This window comes from Paenibacillus sp. FSL H3-0310 (assembly GCF_038002785.1).
GTDB classification, from domain to species: Bacteria; Bacillota; Bacilli; order Paenibacillales; family Paenibacillaceae; genus Paenibacillus_AQ; species Paenibacillus_AQ odorifer.
Genome location: NZ_JBBODC010000001.1, coordinates 4145471 through 4162789 on the forward strand (window position 1 = coordinate 4145471; position 17319 = coordinate 4162789).

At 40.1% G+C, this 17319-nt stretch carries 23 protein-coding genes; 5 read left to right on the top strand and 18 right to left on the bottom strand.

Annotated features, from left to right (window positions below):
* Nucleotides 1-21: 21 nt before the first annotated feature.
* The 18 genes from MHH63_RS18830 to MHH63_RS18915 form a co-directional block, all read right to left on the bottom strand.
* A complete protein-coding gene (locus MHH63_RS18830) occupies nucleotides 22-621 on the bottom strand; it encodes a terminase (RefSeq protein WP_341171929.1) in 600 nt (199 codons plus the stop codon).
* Between the two features lie 660 nt (nucleotides 622-1281).
* Complete coding sequence (locus MHH63_RS18835) at nucleotides 1282-1650, bottom strand: HNH endonuclease (RefSeq protein ID WP_341171930.1); 369 nt, start codon at nucleotides 1648-1650, stop codon at nucleotides 1282-1284.
* A gap of 276 nt (nucleotides 1651-1926) precedes the next feature.
* Complete coding sequence (locus tag MHH63_RS18840) at nucleotides 1927-2484, bottom strand: site-specific integrase (RefSeq protein WP_341171931.1); 558 nt, start codon at nucleotides 2482-2484, stop codon at nucleotides 1927-1929.
* Nucleotides 2481-2630, bottom strand: coding sequence for a hypothetical protein (locus MHH63_RS18845; RefSeq protein ID WP_341171932.1), 150 nt, complete (start codon nucleotides 2628-2630; stop codon nucleotides 2481-2483). The genes MHH63_RS18840 and MHH63_RS18845 overlap by 4 nt, the downstream gene beginning before the upstream one ends.
* Before the next feature lie 331 nt (nucleotides 2631-2961).
* Nucleotides 2962-3597 carry a hypothetical protein gene (locus tag MHH63_RS18850; protein WP_341171933.1) on the bottom strand — a complete coding sequence of 212 codons (636 nt, stop codon included), beginning with the start codon at nucleotides 3595-3597 and terminating at the stop codon, nucleotides 2962-2964.
* Nucleotides 3598-3869: 272 nt separating this feature from the next.
* Complete coding sequence (locus tag MHH63_RS18855; RefSeq protein WP_341171934.1) at nucleotides 3870-5357, bottom strand: TPR end-of-group domain-containing protein; 1488 nt, start codon at nucleotides 5355-5357, stop codon at nucleotides 3870-3872.
* Nucleotides 5358-6064: 707 nt separating this feature from the next.
* Nucleotides 6065-6442, bottom strand: a complete 378-nt coding sequence (locus tag MHH63_RS18860; protein ID WP_341171935.1) for a hypothetical protein — start codon at nucleotides 6440-6442, stop codon at nucleotides 6065-6067.
* A gap of 87 nt (nucleotides 6443-6529) precedes the next feature.
* Entirely contained in the window at nucleotides 6530-6733 is a 204-nt protein-coding gene (locus tag MHH63_RS18865; RefSeq protein WP_341171936.1) for a hypothetical protein, read from the bottom strand.
* Entirely contained in the window at nucleotides 6730-7092 is a 363-nt protein-coding gene (locus tag MHH63_RS18870) for an ASCH domain-containing protein (protein WP_341171937.1), read from the bottom strand. Before MHH63_RS18870 ends, MHH63_RS18865 begins: the two co-directional genes overlap by 4 nt.
* Nucleotides 7089-7373, bottom strand: a complete 285-nt coding sequence (locus tag MHH63_RS18875) for a hypothetical protein (protein ID WP_341171938.1) — start codon at nucleotides 7371-7373, stop codon at nucleotides 7089-7091. The genes MHH63_RS18870 and MHH63_RS18875 overlap by 4 nt, the downstream gene beginning before the upstream one ends.
* Before the next feature lie 13 nt (nucleotides 7374-7386).
* Complete coding sequence (locus MHH63_RS18880) at nucleotides 7387-8043, bottom strand: DUF2786 domain-containing protein (RefSeq protein WP_341171939.1); 657 nt, start codon at nucleotides 8041-8043, stop codon at nucleotides 7387-7389.
* Between the two features lie 111 nt (nucleotides 8044-8154).
* A complete protein-coding gene (gene dnaB, locus MHH63_RS18885; protein ID WP_341171940.1) occupies nucleotides 8155-9510 on the bottom strand; it encodes a replicative DNA helicase in 1356 nt (451 codons plus the stop codon).
* Nucleotides 9476-9823: a replicative helicase loader/inhibitor gene (locus MHH63_RS18890; protein WP_341171941.1), complete on the bottom strand. Its 348-nt coding sequence runs from the start codon at nucleotides 9821-9823 to the stop codon at nucleotides 9476-9478. Before MHH63_RS18890 ends, dnaB begins: the two co-directional genes overlap by 35 nt.
* Entirely contained in the window at nucleotides 9801-10706 is a 906-nt protein-coding gene (locus MHH63_RS18895) for a hypothetical protein (protein WP_445321762.1), read from the bottom strand. Before MHH63_RS18895 ends, MHH63_RS18890 begins: the two co-directional genes overlap by 23 nt.
* 402 nt (nucleotides 10707-11108) lie before the next feature.
* The gene (locus tag MHH63_RS18900) at nucleotides 11109-11399 is read right to left on the bottom strand and encodes a hypothetical protein (protein WP_341171942.1); all 291 of its coding nucleotides are present in this window, start codon (nucleotides 11397-11399) and stop codon (nucleotides 11109-11111) included.
* 9 nt (nucleotides 11400-11408) lie between these two features.
* Nucleotides 11409-11924: a helix-turn-helix domain-containing protein gene (locus MHH63_RS18905; protein WP_076316754.1), complete on the bottom strand. Its 516-nt coding sequence runs from the start codon at nucleotides 11922-11924 to the stop codon at nucleotides 11409-11411.
* Between the two features lie 129 nt (nucleotides 11925-12053).
* A complete protein-coding gene (locus MHH63_RS18910; RefSeq protein ID WP_341171943.1) occupies nucleotides 12054-12353 on the bottom strand; it encodes a DNA-binding protein in 300 nt (99 codons plus the stop codon).
* Complete coding sequence (locus MHH63_RS18915) at nucleotides 12354-12608, bottom strand: helix-turn-helix domain-containing protein (RefSeq protein WP_076316753.1); 255 nt, start codon at nucleotides 12606-12608, stop codon at nucleotides 12354-12356.
* A 165-nt stretch (nucleotides 12609-12773) separates the two neighbouring features.
* Here MHH63_RS18915 and MHH63_RS18920 point away from each other — a divergent pair, with 165 nt between their 5' ends.
* The 5 genes from MHH63_RS18920 to MHH63_RS18940 all read left to right on the top strand — a co-directional run bounded on the left by MHH63_RS18920 (nucleotide 12774) and on the right by MHH63_RS18940 (nucleotide 16828).
* The gene (locus tag MHH63_RS18920; protein ID WP_341086010.1) at nucleotides 12774-13184 is read left to right on the top strand and encodes a helix-turn-helix domain-containing protein; all 411 of its coding nucleotides are present in this window, start codon (nucleotides 12774-12776) and stop codon (nucleotides 13182-13184) included.
* 78 nt (nucleotides 13185-13262) lie between these two features.
* Nucleotides 13263-14150 carry an ImmA/IrrE family metallo-endopeptidase gene (locus MHH63_RS18925; protein ID WP_341171944.1) on the top strand — a complete coding sequence of 296 codons (888 nt, stop codon included), beginning with the start codon at nucleotides 13263-13265 and terminating at the stop codon, nucleotides 14148-14150.
* A gap of 18 nt (nucleotides 14151-14168) precedes the next feature.
* On the top strand, nucleotides 14169-15368 hold the full coding sequence (locus tag MHH63_RS18930; RefSeq protein WP_341120748.1) for a tyrosine-type recombinase/integrase: 1200 nt from the start codon (nucleotides 14169-14171) through the stop codon (nucleotides 15366-15368).
* Between the two features lie 372 nt (nucleotides 15369-15740).
* A complete protein-coding gene (locus MHH63_RS18935; protein WP_341171945.1) occupies nucleotides 15741-16571 on the top strand; it encodes a hypothetical protein in 831 nt (276 codons plus the stop codon).
* A 122-nt stretch (nucleotides 16572-16693) separates the two neighbouring features.
* Entirely contained in the window at nucleotides 16694-16828 is a 135-nt protein-coding gene (locus MHH63_RS18940) for a hypothetical protein (RefSeq protein ID WP_256717184.1), read from the top strand.
* The last annotated feature ends 491 nt before the right edge of the window (nucleotides 16829-17319 follow it).

Sequence of the window (17319 nt, forward strand, 5' to 3'; positions counted from 1 at the left end):
TTATACGGGTAGATCCCCACGCTATCCACTTTGATTCCCGGTAAACCGACTGAACTTGCTTGGTGTCTCCTGCTTCTTCTTTGGAGTCGGAACATTTTTCACTTTGGAGGACGGGTTAAGGAAAAGCCGATCCTGCATTTTCAGCAGCATGTCCATTTTTTTATTAATGGCCGTCTCTATCTTCAGAACGCCTTCAAGGGAAGCCAGCTGAGACAGATAGACCAGCGCCTTCAGCTCGATCCCTTCCACTTCTTCAGCCTTATCAAAGTATTCTTCGAAAATGTTAGTGTCAATCTTGATGTTCTCAATCGTCTGATATTGAATAAGCAGTTTCTCGTATTCGGAATAGGTCCGGCAATACATCGCCAGCAGCCCAACGTCCGAACTGGTTAGAAGGTTAGCCCCACTCTTGGCAGCTTCCTTGTACTCCTTCAATGCCTGCTTCCAGTGTCCCAGAGCAACCGCGTCCGTCTTCACTAAAGCAGGTGGCCTGAGTCGATCCAAGTCTGATTTCCCTAACTTTACCTCTGCATCTTTCCGCTGCTGGATCTGTTCCCTGGTCAAACGATTCGGATTGCCCTCGGCAATTTGCAGAGCAACAGGTTTCGCATTTCTGCCCATCCGGGCCACCTCCTGAAATCTTCAAAAAATTCATAAAACGAGTTTTTACGCGAATAAACTCCGATGCGGTCTCTTATATAAAAAATTTTTAGAGATTTTGCCCCCCTCCCCCTAATTGAAAAAAAAATTTTCAAAGGAATAATTTTCCGAAACTTATCTGCATTAAATGCGTATCTTTATTATCCCTCGAGAGAGGGGAGAGAGGAGTTGGTCTCATTGGGCCAATTTTTGAGCTCCCCTTGTTCCTCAAATTAGGATGAAGATCGTAACATAACCCAGGTGTATATATTGAGTGTTAACACCGCTCTCCGCACACGGGCGTAAACCGGGGGCGTTGATGGGAAGTAATCGCTGCCTTCCTGCCGACGGGCATAAAACGGAACATAACGGGTTGCATCATGTTACGTGAATCATCGGCTGCCATGGGCTTACAGGGGAAGACAAGCTTCATTTGCAGGGTCACAGCTGCATAAGTCATGGCCTCGTACATAGAAGCTGAGATAGCACTTTTGGCATTGTTAGGTTAGATGACCAACCATAGTCGTTGCTCAGAAAACCAAGCCTGAGTCCCTAACAATTGCAAACGAGTTGAGGTGTACAAGCGTGGAACAAAGAGCCTATGGGGTGCTACCCATAGGCTCTTTGTTATTCGTCTAACATTCACTTAACAGCTCTTGGAACATTCCCAAAACCTCCATCTTCTTTTACTGTCTTGATACTATGACAAGAGGCACAAAGCCCTTGCCAATTGCTCACATTCCAGAACAGGCGCATGTCTCCTTTATGCGGAATGATGTGATCGACCACTGTAGCAGCTGTCACTAAGCTTGATAATTCACAGTGAACACATAATGGATGGCTTCGTAAAAACCGCGCGCGAGCAACCTTCCATTTGCTGTCGTACCCTCGTTCTGCTGCTGATCCTCTCTGCTGTTCATACTGCTTATCAAGGTCCTTATGCTCCTCGCAATACCCGCCTTCAACCAGTGATTTACATCCACTCTTCCTACAGAATTTCTTCAAAGCCACTGCTTCACATCCTCTTCATCCTATCATGTATAAATATTCACGGAACTATTTAGGCAAACAACGCCAAATAACCCTTATTTAAAAGGGCTTCATTCTGCTGCTATATGATAAATAACTACTACATAAATCATACTAAACTGCATATTTTGTATAGATTACCAGTTCCTCATATCTTAATATTCTGCATAACTCGGTTGGCAGCTGCTATCCCTTGATACATAAGGGTTTATGAACACTACGTAAGTATCAGTTATACACTCATTAAAAATGAATAACTTATAGGCCAAAACGATTCATAGCAATGTTCATCATGTCCTGATCCATACCAATGTACCCCATTGTAATGCTCTCGTTCGAATGGTTTAGCAAACGTTTCACGAGCGTGATATCCTTCGTCTTCTGGTACATGTGATAACCAAATGTCTTCCTCAGGGTATGAGTACCAATGTCCACTAGACCAAACTCATCAGCAGCCTTTCGCATGATCTTATATGCCATGTCACGCTTAATCGGTTTATTGCTCCCGCCTTGTCGAGAAGCGAATAAACAATCATCCATGTCCATGTCAGCCGTATACTTTTTTAGTTCGCGCTTTAGGGTTGGGTTGATCTGAATAATCTTCCTTTTTCCTGTCTTCATCTCGTTCATAACGATCTGATCCCCAATAACATCCCGTTTGCAGAACTTCAAAATATCCTGAATCCGCAGTCCCGTATTAATGCCTAGAACAAACATCATGCAGTTTCGTTCGCCTTGTTTGCCAAATTCCTTCCGAAAGAATCTTTTGATATCATCAATAGTCTCTTGATCGCGAATCGGCTGAACAAAATTCATTCGCCTCCACCACCATCTGACCTTACAGATTCAATTTGCTTAGAACAGAATTGAACAAATGACTCCTCCCATTCTCCAAATATATACCCCTTATACTTTAGCTGCTTAAGAAGCGGCGATTCCTTAAAAGTCTTTATCCTTTTCATGTTTTTCCTCCATTGGAAAACAAAAAAAGTCGCATTTGTATAAGCGACCTTTAGATAATTTTTTCTCTTCAAATTCTACATTACCAATGTATCACGGAAAACCTGACATATGGTATTCAACTTACGGTCAATTTACGTTCATGTATGTTCAGTTCATCTGAGGTATCGCATATTATTATTTCATAGCAATCAAACCTTCCACGGATAAGCTCCTTAAATTTTGTTAGGGATATTTTCATACATTTGATTTCGATTCGGTCTAATGTAATTTGTTGTTTTCTTACTAATTGGGGACAAAAAAAGCAAGCATCTATTGTGCTTGCTTTTTTTGTTAAACTCCCCATAACTTTAATTTTTTTTTATTTTTGGTTTCCAAGTTTTTTTTTAATCTATCAATTTCTTTTTCTGTATTCTCTATAGTCCTGCGATCATTCCATAATAACGTTAACTCAACTATGTTACTGAAATGCCCGTTTTCAGTTAATCGGCATAAAAATGGATATAAAACGCTTATCGTATCACAATAGGAGAGACCCATGGTTGAGTATGCAATTTCTTCATTGCCTACTCTTTTTGTAAAATATACCGAAAATGATTCCAAAGCATTTAAAACAAGTAGTAATTCCTCTATTAGCTCAAACATTAAACCATTATATTCTTTTGCTTTTTCAGTCGAGTATTCCTGTTTAAAGGTATCCCACTTAAAATCACTTATATCAAATCGTTCACAAACCCCAGCATTCATGCTCTCATTCAATTTTTTTGTGAAATCATCAAAAATAGGAATAATATTTTCGAGGAATATCTTAACTTGATCACTAGCTACAATTAAACCCTCTCTCTCAATACGTGTAGAAATATCTTTTTTTGATATTTTCAGCTGTTTTAATCCATAAACGCCAATAAGAGCCAACACAGGGCCACCAGTAATAAAATATACCAGTTCTAAGCCATCTCTCAATTCCATTTTCATTCTCCTTATATAAAATACTTATAAATGGAGTATATTTACAATATGGAATTTTAACAAGTAATTATTCTACTAATAGACATATATCGACCAAAACCACCGTCTTCTCTTGCAGTCTTAGTATCATGGCATGCTTTGCAGAGAGCTTGCCCAGAACCTTATCGCCCTCTCTTCATAATATTTATCCCTCCAATAAAAAAATAAAAAGTCGCTCAAGAATGAGCGACTTTTTTTTCAATTAATAAAACAAGAAAAGTATAAATCCATCTTCAACTTACCGGGGGGTATAAAAAGATAGATTCTTCACCTTCATCCTTCTCATCGAGCATTATGCCAATAAAGCGCTCATCATCTCTATAGTCGTCAAAAACTGGCCAGTTTCTTAAATCTGCTAACGTAACTTCATTTACTTCGAGAGCTTTTTGTATAATTTCATACATTACATCTGTTTCACCTTTTAACGCATAATAACACATTCGAAAATCTCTAGTTTTATCTGAAAAATCACTATTTTCAATTTCACTTTGAATTTCATTGTATTTTCCTAATCTCTTCATACTGAGCCAATAATTTATTTGCGAAAGACTCTTTTCTCGGCTATCAATTATTTTTTCATTTAAAACGAGTTGAAATAGATCTTTTGAGAGTTCCCATTTTTTTTCAGACATTAGGTCTATACCTTTATTTATTGTATATTTCACTCTTTCATCGGATCGCTTCTCCATCACACTCCAAAATTCTAAACCAAGTAGAGTACCAGCATGTTCTACTATATCTATACTTTCATCTATATAAGCATGATCTATAGAAAGTCTCTCCCCCAACTTCACTCCTTCTTTTAACTTAGGATCAATATTTTTCAAATAAATACTATTTACAATTCCTTCATTGTGAACAAACAAATTTCTTCTTTGAATAATTTCAATAATTTTATCGTTGTAACGTTCAATATAATCCATTTTCAATTTCATATTTTTCTTTAAATAATCAATCCAATCCGTATAACTCTTTCGTATAATAGTCTCTACTTCTTGTTCAATTAAAAATAACTCTGCATTTTCAAAAGAACCTAATTTCCTTATATTCTCTAATGTTAGAGTCTTTTCCTCAATATCAGATGATTTAGGATGTAACACCATCCTTTGCTTGATAATTGAAGCAATTAATACCTCAAAATATATTGCAAGACTCATCAAAGTACTTTGATAAAGAATATGTAATTGTTTCATTTTTGATTGAAATTCATCAATAGCTTTTGACGTTTGTTTGGCATTTTTTCCGGAAATTTTAAGCTTTCCACCTTCTTTTATTTCAACACCATAATTTTCATAAAGATATTTTTCCAGAAATAAAAGTTTGTTTTTCACATAATATCCACTATGTTCCTCTTGCTTTCCTAGTTTCTCTAGTCCCTCTAGTCCCTCTAGTCCCTCTAGTTTCCCTAGTTCCTCTAATTCCTCTAGTTCTAGTTCCTCCAGTTCCTCTAGTTCTTCTAGTTCTTCTAGCTCCTCTAGTTCCTCTAGTTCTTCGAACTCATCTTTCTCTAAATCAGGATTGTCCTTAAGAAATAGTATTGACTGTATAAGATGTACGACAGTAATTTCCCCAACTTTTTTTATATCTGTAATACTTGGAATTTCACTAATTAGCACTGGACTCACATTGTTCGCAAATGATCTTAAAGAATATAAGTTTAACGAGAAACTTTCTAGAAAGTGTTCATATGAATTAGGATTATCTGGTTGGTTTTCAATCAAATTCTTCAGCCCCTATACTTTGGATTTTTTTATATTAACACATCCCTGTATAGTTATCTTTATTTATTTACTATTTACCCTATCTTATCCAAATCCTCTAACTTGTTTAACGTTTTTAATACTATGACACTAAGCGCAAAAAGGTTAAAGGGTCCCCTTCAATAATTAGACTTAATGCAACCCAAGGTCTTTGAGCAAAATTGAACTGGCGCTCCCAGCGACTTCAGACACATCCCTTACACTTAGAATGATACTGCTTCTCCGGTGGCTCTCGGAGACACCTTAATAAGCCGCCCATCAATGAGCGACCTCGTTATAATGCTATTCGTTATGGCCTTGAAGGGAATCGAACCCTCTGATCCATGAGGCCATATAATAAATACCCGTATTTGCACGGTGTCGTACGACCTAAGCCGTAACATATCCCTTATGCTCATATCGCGCCCGGGTGGAGCGCTTCGAGAGTGATTATGAACTCTCATCCCCCGCATCAGACCGCCGCAACATCTACTTTCTACTTGTGCTATCAGTTCCGCCATTAAAACCGTTGCTATGGCAACAGACATCATCACTGCTCAGCTCTGACGAGTCCTGCCACGATTAAGGGTAGCAGGGACACCTGGGAATAACCTCTTCCCTATGTCCCTACTTTAAATCCATTCTACAGACGTAATGCTGACGCAAAACAGACGTAAAACAGACACGTTTTAGATTATGCCGAGTAACTTAAGTGTTCCGGCAACAGACTCAATGCCTTCCTGAATTTTCCGATCAAGCGAACGGTCAGTGAATGACGACCATCTAGTGACAGCAGCCTTACGCGGATTGCGACTAATGAATCTATATTTCATGATTTGTTTTACCTCATGATCAATTATTGATTCAATCGCCAATTCCATGTTCTTAATGGTTGGACCCCATTTTTTAAGAATGGCTTCTTCATCCGCTGAAAGCTCCGTTCTCACTTGCAATCCATTAACGATTAACATCATATCTGGATATTTGCGGAGCAGCATTTTGGTCTTTGCAATATCCGCCTTGTTCGCACTCGGAAACAATTCCCCTTGTTCCCACACCATTGCCATTCCCCTCATTCCCCTTTGTGTTATAATGGGTTTGAGAGATTTATTGTACATTGACCCCAGCACCCGGCCAGGTTTTAGGGGTCTTTGTTATGCTCCGTACTTTTTAAGAAGATTTTCTATATCACTTTTAAATTTCGTTTCTCTTTGATATGCATCTTCCAAAGCAGCCAGCAAATCTATAATTGCTTTGTCTTCGGCTGAAGGAAAATCTGCGCCTTCCAATTCTTCTCTTACACATTTTCCAACCATTATTTGATTGATCTCTTTTATACGTTCTGGTGTATTACTCATGATGGATTCACTCCTTCCAATAGGTTTTCCGGCAACTTAACCCATATGACTGCACCCTGTGGATGTGTGTAAGGAATTGGCTTCGGATAGATAATTGGATTTTGCAGTACCCATGCATACGGAGTCTTGTAATTTATATCTGCGTAAGGTGCAAGATGTTTCTCCTTATTCGAATCCCAAGCATACATAGTTAGAGGCAGATAACCCACAAGATCCACAGTTCCATATACAAGTCCACTGCCACTCTTGATAATCCCGATTGTTCCACGCTTATTTGTCCGGCTTCCTCTTATTTCCCAAGTCTTGTCACCAGAAAGGATCAGGTCAGCCCACTTCGCTTTTATTATCAATCCATTCATATTGCTTTTTTCTCCTTAGATTGTTTTAATGTTACCCACGAAAACCTACTTCCAGGATCTTCGCGGATATAAGAGAATCCCTTTGGAATGTAGTAGCTTGCACGCACACGTAATTTACCAAATGCCGTATCTATGGTTTCGTGTTGAGCAACTTCCGATTGATAGCATACGTACAGTTGCAAGGATTCTATTTTACATCCCTTATATAGAAGAGGACGGATAGCTTGAGTTATCATTTCAACAGCCCTGGGATGGATTGACTTAACTGTGAACTGACTCATTCACTCACTCCTTTTATCCGATCATTTTCCCAACCGGGTTATTAAACTCTTTGCCGTCAATATATCCCTGCATGCGTGCTTCGCTGTCTCCGGCAAGATTCATTTGAACGGGCTTACCCGTCTTCCAGCCTGCATCATCATGTGCTTTGACAACAACTTCATGTTTCACAAGAACCAGTGAGTAGCACTCTGCTGCAACTTGCTCCTTAAGCTTCTCACGTAAGCCTTGCAAGAATCCGGTAATGTAATCATTCTTGATCCCATTGGATACCCTACGGGAACTTGAATAACAGTAATATTTCAGGTACTCGCTTGCGTGATGCCGAATAGCATTCTCGGCAAATCCATACACCTCAATTGCAATATCAACATCTTCCGGCAAACCAAGGAATCCAATATTCCGCCCACTGGTAAAGAATCCAAAGCAACGAAAATTATCGGCAATGATACTGTTGAGTATACGGTGCCACCATTCAACACGACTCTTGCGAATAGAACCCTTACGTGCTTCAGGTGCTTTTTCCTCCTGAGAGCCAACGTCCTGAGCCGTTAGGCCGTGCTTAGCCATTAACCGTTGAGCAAGCAAGATTGCATTCTGAGATTCTTCGGCATTCGCATTTCCATCAGCAAGCTTTAAGGCTTTTTGTATCTTTCTGATTGCAGAATCCAAGTTCATCCATCCTTTCAATGGTCAGTTGTTCTATCTCAAATCCACATTTACAGCGGTATAGGTCCGTTCTGATTTCCACCATGTCAGTGCAGCATTCAATGCAGACAATAGTCATGAGACATGCGCCCTTTCATAATTCACGAACTTATTAAAGTTCTTCAAAAACACCAGTTCAACGGTTCCAGTAGGGCCATTGCGCTGTTTGGCAATGATCACCTCAATGATGTTTTTCTTTTCGGAATCCTGATTGTAGTAATCATCACGGTATAGGAATGACACGATATCAGCGTCTTGTTCAATAGATCCTGATTCGCGAAGGTCGCTCATCATTGGACGCTTGTCCTGGCGCTGCTCCACTCCACGACTGAGCTGGGACAATGCAATAACCGGCACATCCAGTTCACGGGCAATCTGCTTGAGAGTACGAGAAATTTCAGATACTTCCTGTTGACGATTCTCACTGCCGTTCTTACTGCCCCTGCCCTGAATAAGCTGCAAGTAATCAATGACAATCAAACCTAATCCCTTCTCTTTCTTCAACCGTTTGCACTTCGCGCGGATCTCATGAACCGTAATTACTGCAGGATCATCTATGAATAGATTGGACTCACCTAGAATCCCAGCAGCAACAGATAGTTTATTCCAATCATCTTCCCGCATTGATCCAGTCCGTAGCGTTGAAGCGTCTAAATTGACTTCGGCACTTACCATCCGTTGAACGAGTAAGGGAGCCGACATTTCAAGGCTGAATATTGCTACCGTCTCTTTTGAGCGAACCGCCACATTTTGAGCGATGTTTAAGGCAAATGCAGTTTTTCCAACTGAAGGCCGAGCAGCCACTATCATTAAGTCCCCTTTTTGAAGACCCGCCGTCATTTGGTCAAGATCCGTATATCCCGTATGAATTCCGGAAACTACACCATTAATGGCGTTTTCTACTTTGGTTTCAGTGGTTTCAATCACTTCAATCAAGACGTCTCTCACAGATTTGAAATCAGCCTTTGTGGTCGTTTGGTCCGATATATCTGAAGCAGCAATCTGCATACTATTTACGACTTGTTCAGCATCATCACTGTTGTAAGCAAGTTCCATTTGCTCCTGCGCTGAATGGATTGCTTTCCGTAGTGTGTGCTTTTCCTTCATTACGCCTATGTAATAAGTTACATCCGACGCTGTGGGTACTGATCTAGCCAACTTAGCTAAGTAGGACACTCCACCAATCTGTTCCAGTTGTTTTTCATGGTTTAATTGGTTAGCTAACGACGGTAACTCTATTGGATTACCTGACTGATATAGGGATGTAATAGCACCAAATATATTGCGGTTTGCCGGGTTATAAAAAGCCTCTGGACTCATCGCTGCTACTAAGTCTGCTGCATCCCCTGTGCTGTCAATGATGATTGCTCCTAGTACTGTTGCTTCGGCTGACGGACTATTCGGTAACTCTCTTGTTGCCAAGGATTCCATTTATTTTCTCCTTCCAGCCGGGCGGCGGTGAAATGATATCTGCCTGAGCTGCTTCCATTTCCGCTAAGAAGTGGGCAGCCTCTAACTTCTCACGAGTATGCTCTTTTAAGTCTCCATGCTTGCCGCGAATCTGTGCAATCTTGGGTGGATACGTATTAGTCAAAATATGCTGTCGCACATTCTCGGAAGCAACATCAAACGGGAAATCTTTAAGGTGCTCATAAAGCCGATCAATCTCTGAATCGCTAGTATCGACCTGGCTATATTCCTCTGCAATCCTTACTAGTAGCTCAATGACTTCTGCTCTCTTCAAGTTGCTTTGCCTCCTCTGCTCTACGCCTTAGGTCAGCAAGTTTATCCTGCTTGCCGTTTCGTGGCGTAGTTTTTTTAGGTTGTGTCGTTTTTACAGCATTGGTATTCCGCCACGCTTCTTCGATACCGGACACGTAGTAAGCAAAACTATTCGGTTGGTAAAAGTTATCCTTATCTCGGTTTTGCTTGGCCTTGTACATTTTTTCCATAGTTTTGATGGTAAAGGGTACCGGCATCCCCCCGGCGACCATCTGATTCATGGCTTGGCGTTCAAGTGCGCTGACATTCGTGTCAATTTTTTTATGCAATTCGCAATAAGCGTTTAAAATGGCGATCATTCCATCCAGTTCAGGATTTGGATTGATTTCTTCGGAAAACTCATTTTCTAAAATAATAGTAGTAGTAGTAATAAGATCTTTAATATCTTTTGCATCGGACATTTTTGTCTGATCACTCGATGAAATTGGCTCATGATCGGACATTTTTGTCTGATCATCTGATATGTGATCGGACATTTTTGTCTTATCACTTTCTTGTGATCGGACATTCTTGTCTGATCTCTTAAGCAAGTCTTTCTTAGAATTTTTCACCTTGATGATCAATCCTCTAGGTGCTCTTGTGACTTGAATATAATCATGATCTTGTAGATCTCCGAGCCACCTACTAACCGTCTTGTCATTGACCCCAAATTGCTCTCCGATCTCTGACAGCTTCATCGGCTTATTACCAAGAACAATGCCCCAGATAGTTCCGTCCTCTTCGACTTCCTTCGTCCTGGAGCTGATGCACCAGGCAAACAGCCAAATCGCTGAAGCTATTTTTTTATAATGTTTTGGCTCAAATAACCCGGAGTACATCGGAAAGGGGTAACTGCCCTCAGGCATAATTTCACCTCCGCTGTCGCTGCTTTTCTTTAAAATAAGGTTTCAATGGTCTGTCATCACGGAGGTAGAAAGTCGGGTTTTCAAACCGAACAATTGTTAATCCTGGATAACCTACAGCAAAATAATTGATCGCTTCCTGCTCAAACGCTGCCGGATCGGTATCCAGTAGAAGCATTATCCGAGGTCCGACTAGGCTTTTTGTTAGGGGTCTTCCATCCTGAAATATGACTTCTGACTGAGACTTTTGAAAAGGGGTTGTCATTCATTGGGTATCTCCTTTCATAGCAAATTAGGATGCGTCAGCCGCATCTCACAGCATCGGCCGGAGGAAGGTTAATCTAAGGTCTGATGCTGTGAGACAGAGGCCGAAGCCTTTCTGCCTTAAAGCGTAAGCTCAACCATTTACACTGTCTCTTGCTTGTGCTTTAGACGATCAAGAGTTAAAATAGACGTAACGAGGCTCATCAACCGGGTTCTCAATGAGGTCCGCCGTGCCAGGCGGGCTTTTTTATGTTGTTCTTTGGCATGATGCATTTCACATTGATGCAACCAGATCAGCAATTCTAGCCAACGAATGTTTCGTTTCAACTTGATCGGATCAATATGTTCTGCTTGGCGTTTTATCATTTTCAGATTACGCTTAGCGTTCTTAGCTTCAAACCGCGCTTGATCTTCCAAATCTTCGAGTCTCATAAAAAAACCTCAATTCATATATTTTTTTTGTCTCAGTTCATTCCGATGATCCGCCCATAACCCAAGGTAAGAAATATCATATTTCCGACAAAGGACTGCTGCATTATGTGTAAGTGCCGTTATGGCCTCTATCTGCTCCATTAGTCCATTTTTGACGTTCTCATGATCAGCAGGCGTCAACTGGTCTAATCTCTTAGTGATTGGAATTGACTGTAAAGCCAGTAATGCTTCTTGGATTTCCTCGATTGTTTTTATGTATGTTGAACTTGGATGTAAGTCAGCGCCATCTAAGTAAGGTACACATGCCCCACCCGTAACCTCTTCTGCTGCGCCAATAATCAACCGAATATCATCGTAGTGTCTAACCGCAGCCTGCATTACTGGTTTAGATGGCTTGCGAGTACCATTTATGATTTTCCCTATCTGCGAACCGTCAACATGTGCAGCTCGTCCAGCCTTTTGATATGAATCGCCTGTTCTTTTAAGCACTTCTTGAAGTGCTCCTGGAAAATGTCCAACTGCCACACTTATTGCCCCCTTATTTGTCCAAATTAGTTAGGTGCTATTGGACAAGGGAATGATGTATGCTTTTATTAAGCAATTCCCCTTGCCCACATTCCCTCAACCGCCGCAACCGTTATGGCGCGGCGGGTTTTAAATCGCTGACTTCCAGCTTACATTGGCATGCTGGCTCATCCATTCACTGTTTTCCTCTGCCCACAGAAGAAGCAGGCGGGTGATTACTCGGGGATTACCAAATTCCCGTGTGACAGGGAATCCGGGCCGATTGAAAAGTTCTGCGGCTTTCGTTGCTCCTATCTCAAGCAATTCCATGAATTGTTGTCTGGTTAGAAGTGGAGGTAAGTTATTGCTACGTTGGCCTTCTAAAGCGGTAGAGATAGCTTTGTTAATGATTTTTTCAAGTTCATTGGTTTCAATAAGAACAATGGCCACTTAGACAACCTCCTTAGTTGCGGAATGTTCTAACTTTGCTATTTCAGCAAAGTTATCAATAAAAAAATTTTCAATTTTTCCATCGAGTTTATTTGCTAAAATCGGCAAGTGGTTGGCTTTAAAGGAGTAAGTACCTTCCTCATATTTCATATATGTTGAAGCATTTTTAAAACCTAGTGACTCCGCCATTTCTTGAAGTGATAAGTTTAATTCTAGACGGCGTTTTTTTATAAATAATAGATTTAGATGTCCCATCTTGCACCTCCGTTCTTTGCTGATTTAGCAAAGCCTTGCATTAAATATACATTGCTAAAATAGCAATGCCAATAATATTTTGTTGTTTTAGCAAAAATGTTTTTTCTATTTTAGAAAAGTGTTAATATCATATTGCTAAAACAGAAATAAAGGGCGGTGGCTGGGATGTCGATTTCAGGAGATCGCATTAGACAATTGAGAGAAGAAAGAAATTTAAGCCAAATCGAACTTGCTAATCGAATCGGCATTAACAACAGTGTTCTTTCGAGAATAGAATCCGGTAGACGTCCTGTAGCAGACAGTGAAATAAACTCCTTTGCAGATTTCTTTGATGTTTCGGGCGATTACATCCTTGGAAGAACAAACAATAAAGGATCTTCTCTGGATAAGGGTGATTTAGAAAAAAAAGAACAAGCCAAGTTTGAGGATTTCATTAACAACCCTGAACATGGTATCTTTTTTAGAGATTATTTAAGCGCCCCCGAAGAACGACGCGAAGAAATGCGGGAAATATTTAAGATACTCCAGGATAAAGAGAAAGGCCGTAAGCCTGGAGATGTCCAAGGAGAAAAATGACCAAAAGAAATTTTAGCCAGAAATGGCTTTTCTTTTTAATATAAATCAGAACATATGATCGCATACAAGGAGAATAACATGATTAAAAACTACCAAACTCCCCCACTTGAAAAAAAGATTTCTGAATTATATCAGAGCCATAACATCATCGAGCCATCACATTTATCTATTGAATTGTTAGCAAAAAAATTCAATGTTTGGATTCATTATCATAATAAGAAGAGCAAAGGAATCGAGGTTTCTAATGGGGTGTACAGTATGTTTCTTGACAATCGCCTTTCGGAAGAATCACAACGTCTTGAGTTTTTTCATGAACTCTGTCACTTACTCCGACATGCTGGAAACCAATTATTGATGCCAGAACAATTTACAAAAGCACAAGAGATTGAAGCAGATCGTTTTATTTTTTACGCTGCTATTCCTTTCTTTATGATCGAAAAAATAAGCCTTCCTTCAAATAGAGCCGAAGCAATTGGATATTTATCTCGTGAATTTAAAGTTCCACTAAATTTTGCGAAGAAGAGATTTGAACAAATTGAGGATCGAATAAGGCAGGGGCTATATTTGTCCACATTCAAATATATTTCTGCATCTGAAGAAACTCTCTGTGAATCAACTGAAGGTTCTAATAACTCAACTTATGGATTTGGATCAGAAACTCGCATCCAAGCATATTACAATTGGGATGGAGATTGTTCCCGTCCAGAAATACTCATCATCGAACCTCCTGAGGGATTCGACTGGGACAAACCACTAGACGTTGAGGTTGATAGAAATTATGAAAGCTGCGACTTACCTTCACACATCTCCCGAGAATTTGCAACTGTGCTCACTGGAGATCTCTCCATTCCTAGCCGCAGAGGATATGTAACCATTAACCTGTCTAGGGTAGCTTGGCGCCACGGAACAGCAGTTTCGCGTTTGTATCTACCTATGGAAGCTATAGAAGATGCTATAAATTTTTAGTAAAGGAGGCGTTTTTTCTTGGCGTACTTAAAGAAAATACCCGCAAAAAATAAACAAGGATACAAATGGCTGTGTGTCATGGAAGGACCAGCAGACCCGTCTACTGGTGAGCGACGACAAGTTTCTCGCCGTGCGGACACTAAAGGAGAAGCATCAAAGCGCGCTCAAGACGCTGTAGAGGCGTTGAAGTTTGGACTAGACGCAAAGAAAGCAAAATCAGCCAAATTCATGACAATAGCTCTTGACTGGCTGGAGACATATGCTTTAGGTGAGGTTAAAGAAAGCACCGTTAGAATTCGAGAGAGTCAGATAGCTATTCTGAATAAGTACATGGCTAATTTGGTAGTCGAAAAGGTAACTCATGCCTATTACCAGAAAGTGATTAAGAAAATATTTAATGAAAATTATACAAGAAGCACTATAGAAGGTGTACATAGTACTGCTAATCAGATTATGAAGTACGCGATCAAAAATAAACTTAGATTGGACAATCCTTGCACGGGAGTTGTAATACCGTCCAAAGTTCAAACGGTGGAGGATATAGAGAAAAATAAATTAGAAGATAAATATTTAGAAATACATGAACTGGAAGAATTTTTAAAGGCTGCTCGTGAACATGGAAAGGAACGAGATAAGGAGTTTTTCTATCTGATGGCTTTTAGCGGTCTACGTCCAGGGGAGGCAAGTGTATTGAAGTGGAGTGATCTTAACAAAGATACAAATGAAATCAGAGTCACAAAAACGTTATACAATCCTCATAACAATATGCTAGATTACCGATTAACCCCTCCCAAAACAAAAGGATCAGTTCGGACTATAGATTTAGACCCATCCATTATCGACATGTTATTAAAATTTAAAGTAAAGCAAAATGAAATTCACAGAGAATATAAAAAGCATTATTCAGATTTTCATAATGGAGATTTTATTTTTTGTCGTTCTAACGGATATCCTTATACTCAAAAAGCCTTCTTAGATAGAATGAAAACATTACTAAGAATGACAAGCATCACCAAGCCAGCTACACCTCATATATTTCGACACACACACATTAGCATGTTGACTGAAGCCGGAGTGGATTTGCCTACCATTATGAAAAGAGTCGGTCATGAAAGTCCAAAGACGACATTAAAGATATATACTCATATCACCAGTAAAATGAAGCAGAGTGCTGGAGAAAAGGTGAAGATAAAGTTCGGGAATGTTCTGGACTTTTAATTTTTTGCAAGAAATGTTATTTATCCGTTATTCATCACATGATTTCATTTATAAAATAGTTAGAAATACCAGTATCTTAAAGGATTTATTAATCCTTCGTGTATAATTGTACCTATTATACACGGATAGAATGGCTCAGTACAACCGATTCATAAGCTTCGAATTCGAATTTCACTCTCCTTACACAATCTACGATTAAGGTAGGTATTGCCACATAGTAAGTTTGAAAACCACCTTAAAATCGAATTTTTTGAAACTGAATATCTCTGATGCGTTTTAAGCTGACCTTAAAAATTCACTTCCTTTATTTAGCAACCTTTTCCTTTTTTTATAGTCTGAGAATTAAAGAATGTGTAAAGAAGCATTGAAGATATGAACAAGACCGCTTTATTACTACTTACTATTACTTTGCTTTTTATAGGACTGGTCGGCTGTGGAAATACGGGAAACGAAGTAAAACAAGCAGGCCAGATTGAGTTGGATGCAAATAATATAGTTTCTATTAACTTAATTGAAAAAAAACAGCCCATGGCCACTATTTCGGATCCATCCTCGTTTGAACGTTTCGTTCAAGCCATAACTACTGCTGAATATGATAGAGGACAACTAGATATTGCTCCCAGCGATTACAGCACCACTGTGAACATGAAGGATGGCATAAGTTATGAGTTCTCTTTTTGGATCGGCGGAAGTAACAGTGGGTTACTCATTAAATCCGGACAAATGGGCCACTATCATCTGTCAGATACCAGCAAAAAAGATCTATTGGACTTGTTTCAATCAACTTTTAAAGATAAGATTTCATCAGAAGACACTGCTAACCCACAGCCCCCAAGTGTTCAAGTTACTGTTGGCGGTGAGCGGTTCGAGTCTATTCAAGGCTCTTATTGCTGGAACGACAATGGCAAAGGCGTATGTGTGGATATGGCTTCTTACGATGAATTGGTTTCCAAACAAAAGGTACATCCTAAAGCCATCAGCGGTGATCGGGTAGAACTCGAGTTCTCATATGCACCCAAAGAGATAGAGGTTATGGCTTCATTTCCCCGTGAGGAACGACCGGACGAAGCCCTTTCCGTGGACAAAAATAGTTTTCAACTCGCAGCAGGTAGAGGCAGACATCTGTATATCATCCATGCAAGATGGCCTCAGGGAAGCGCCAGTTATGTATTTGAAGTAGAAGGCTCGGTCAGTAAAAAGTAGTCGGATTGTTTTTGCAACAAGTGGGTGGGATGATGGTCGGATGGGAGGATGGTAGGATCATATCCATCCTTTCTACGATCAGGAAAAAAGTTTATACTATCGACGTGAAAGGAGCTGAGCTTATGCAATTTCTTGTTATACTCGCGGTTCTCGTTCCTGCAGTGTGGTATTACGCGGCTCTCGGTAAACGGATATCTGCAGAAGAAAAGAAGGCTGGAAGAGATCTCACGAATGAGATCAATCCTTTTACGGGTTGAAAATAACATTTAGCCCCCTGCTAGCAATGCAGGGGCATATTAAAGCCCACTGGCTTAGGCTAGTGGGCTTTTTCGTATGAGTGTGTCTTTTGGCGCGGCATTCTACGGTATTTTTGCCTCTCTTCGCACCATTGCCGCGCTTTCCGCAACATTCTGAGGCACTTATGCCTCTCTTTTCGCTACTTCTGCGCTTTTCGCGGCATTCTGAGGCATTTTTGCCTCTCTTCGCGCCACTCCTACGCTTTCCGCAGCATTCTAAGGCATTTTTGCCTCTCTTTTGGCTAGTTGTGCGTTTTGCGCGGCATTCTACGGTATTTATACCTTTCTTTTGGCTACTTGCGCGTTTTGTGCGACATTCTACGGTATTTATACCTTTCTTTTGGCTACTTTGGTGTTTTGTGCGGCATTCTACGGTATTTATACCTTTCTTTTGGCTACTTGCGCGTTTTGCGCGGCTTTCTACGGTATTTATACCTCTCTTTTGGCTACTT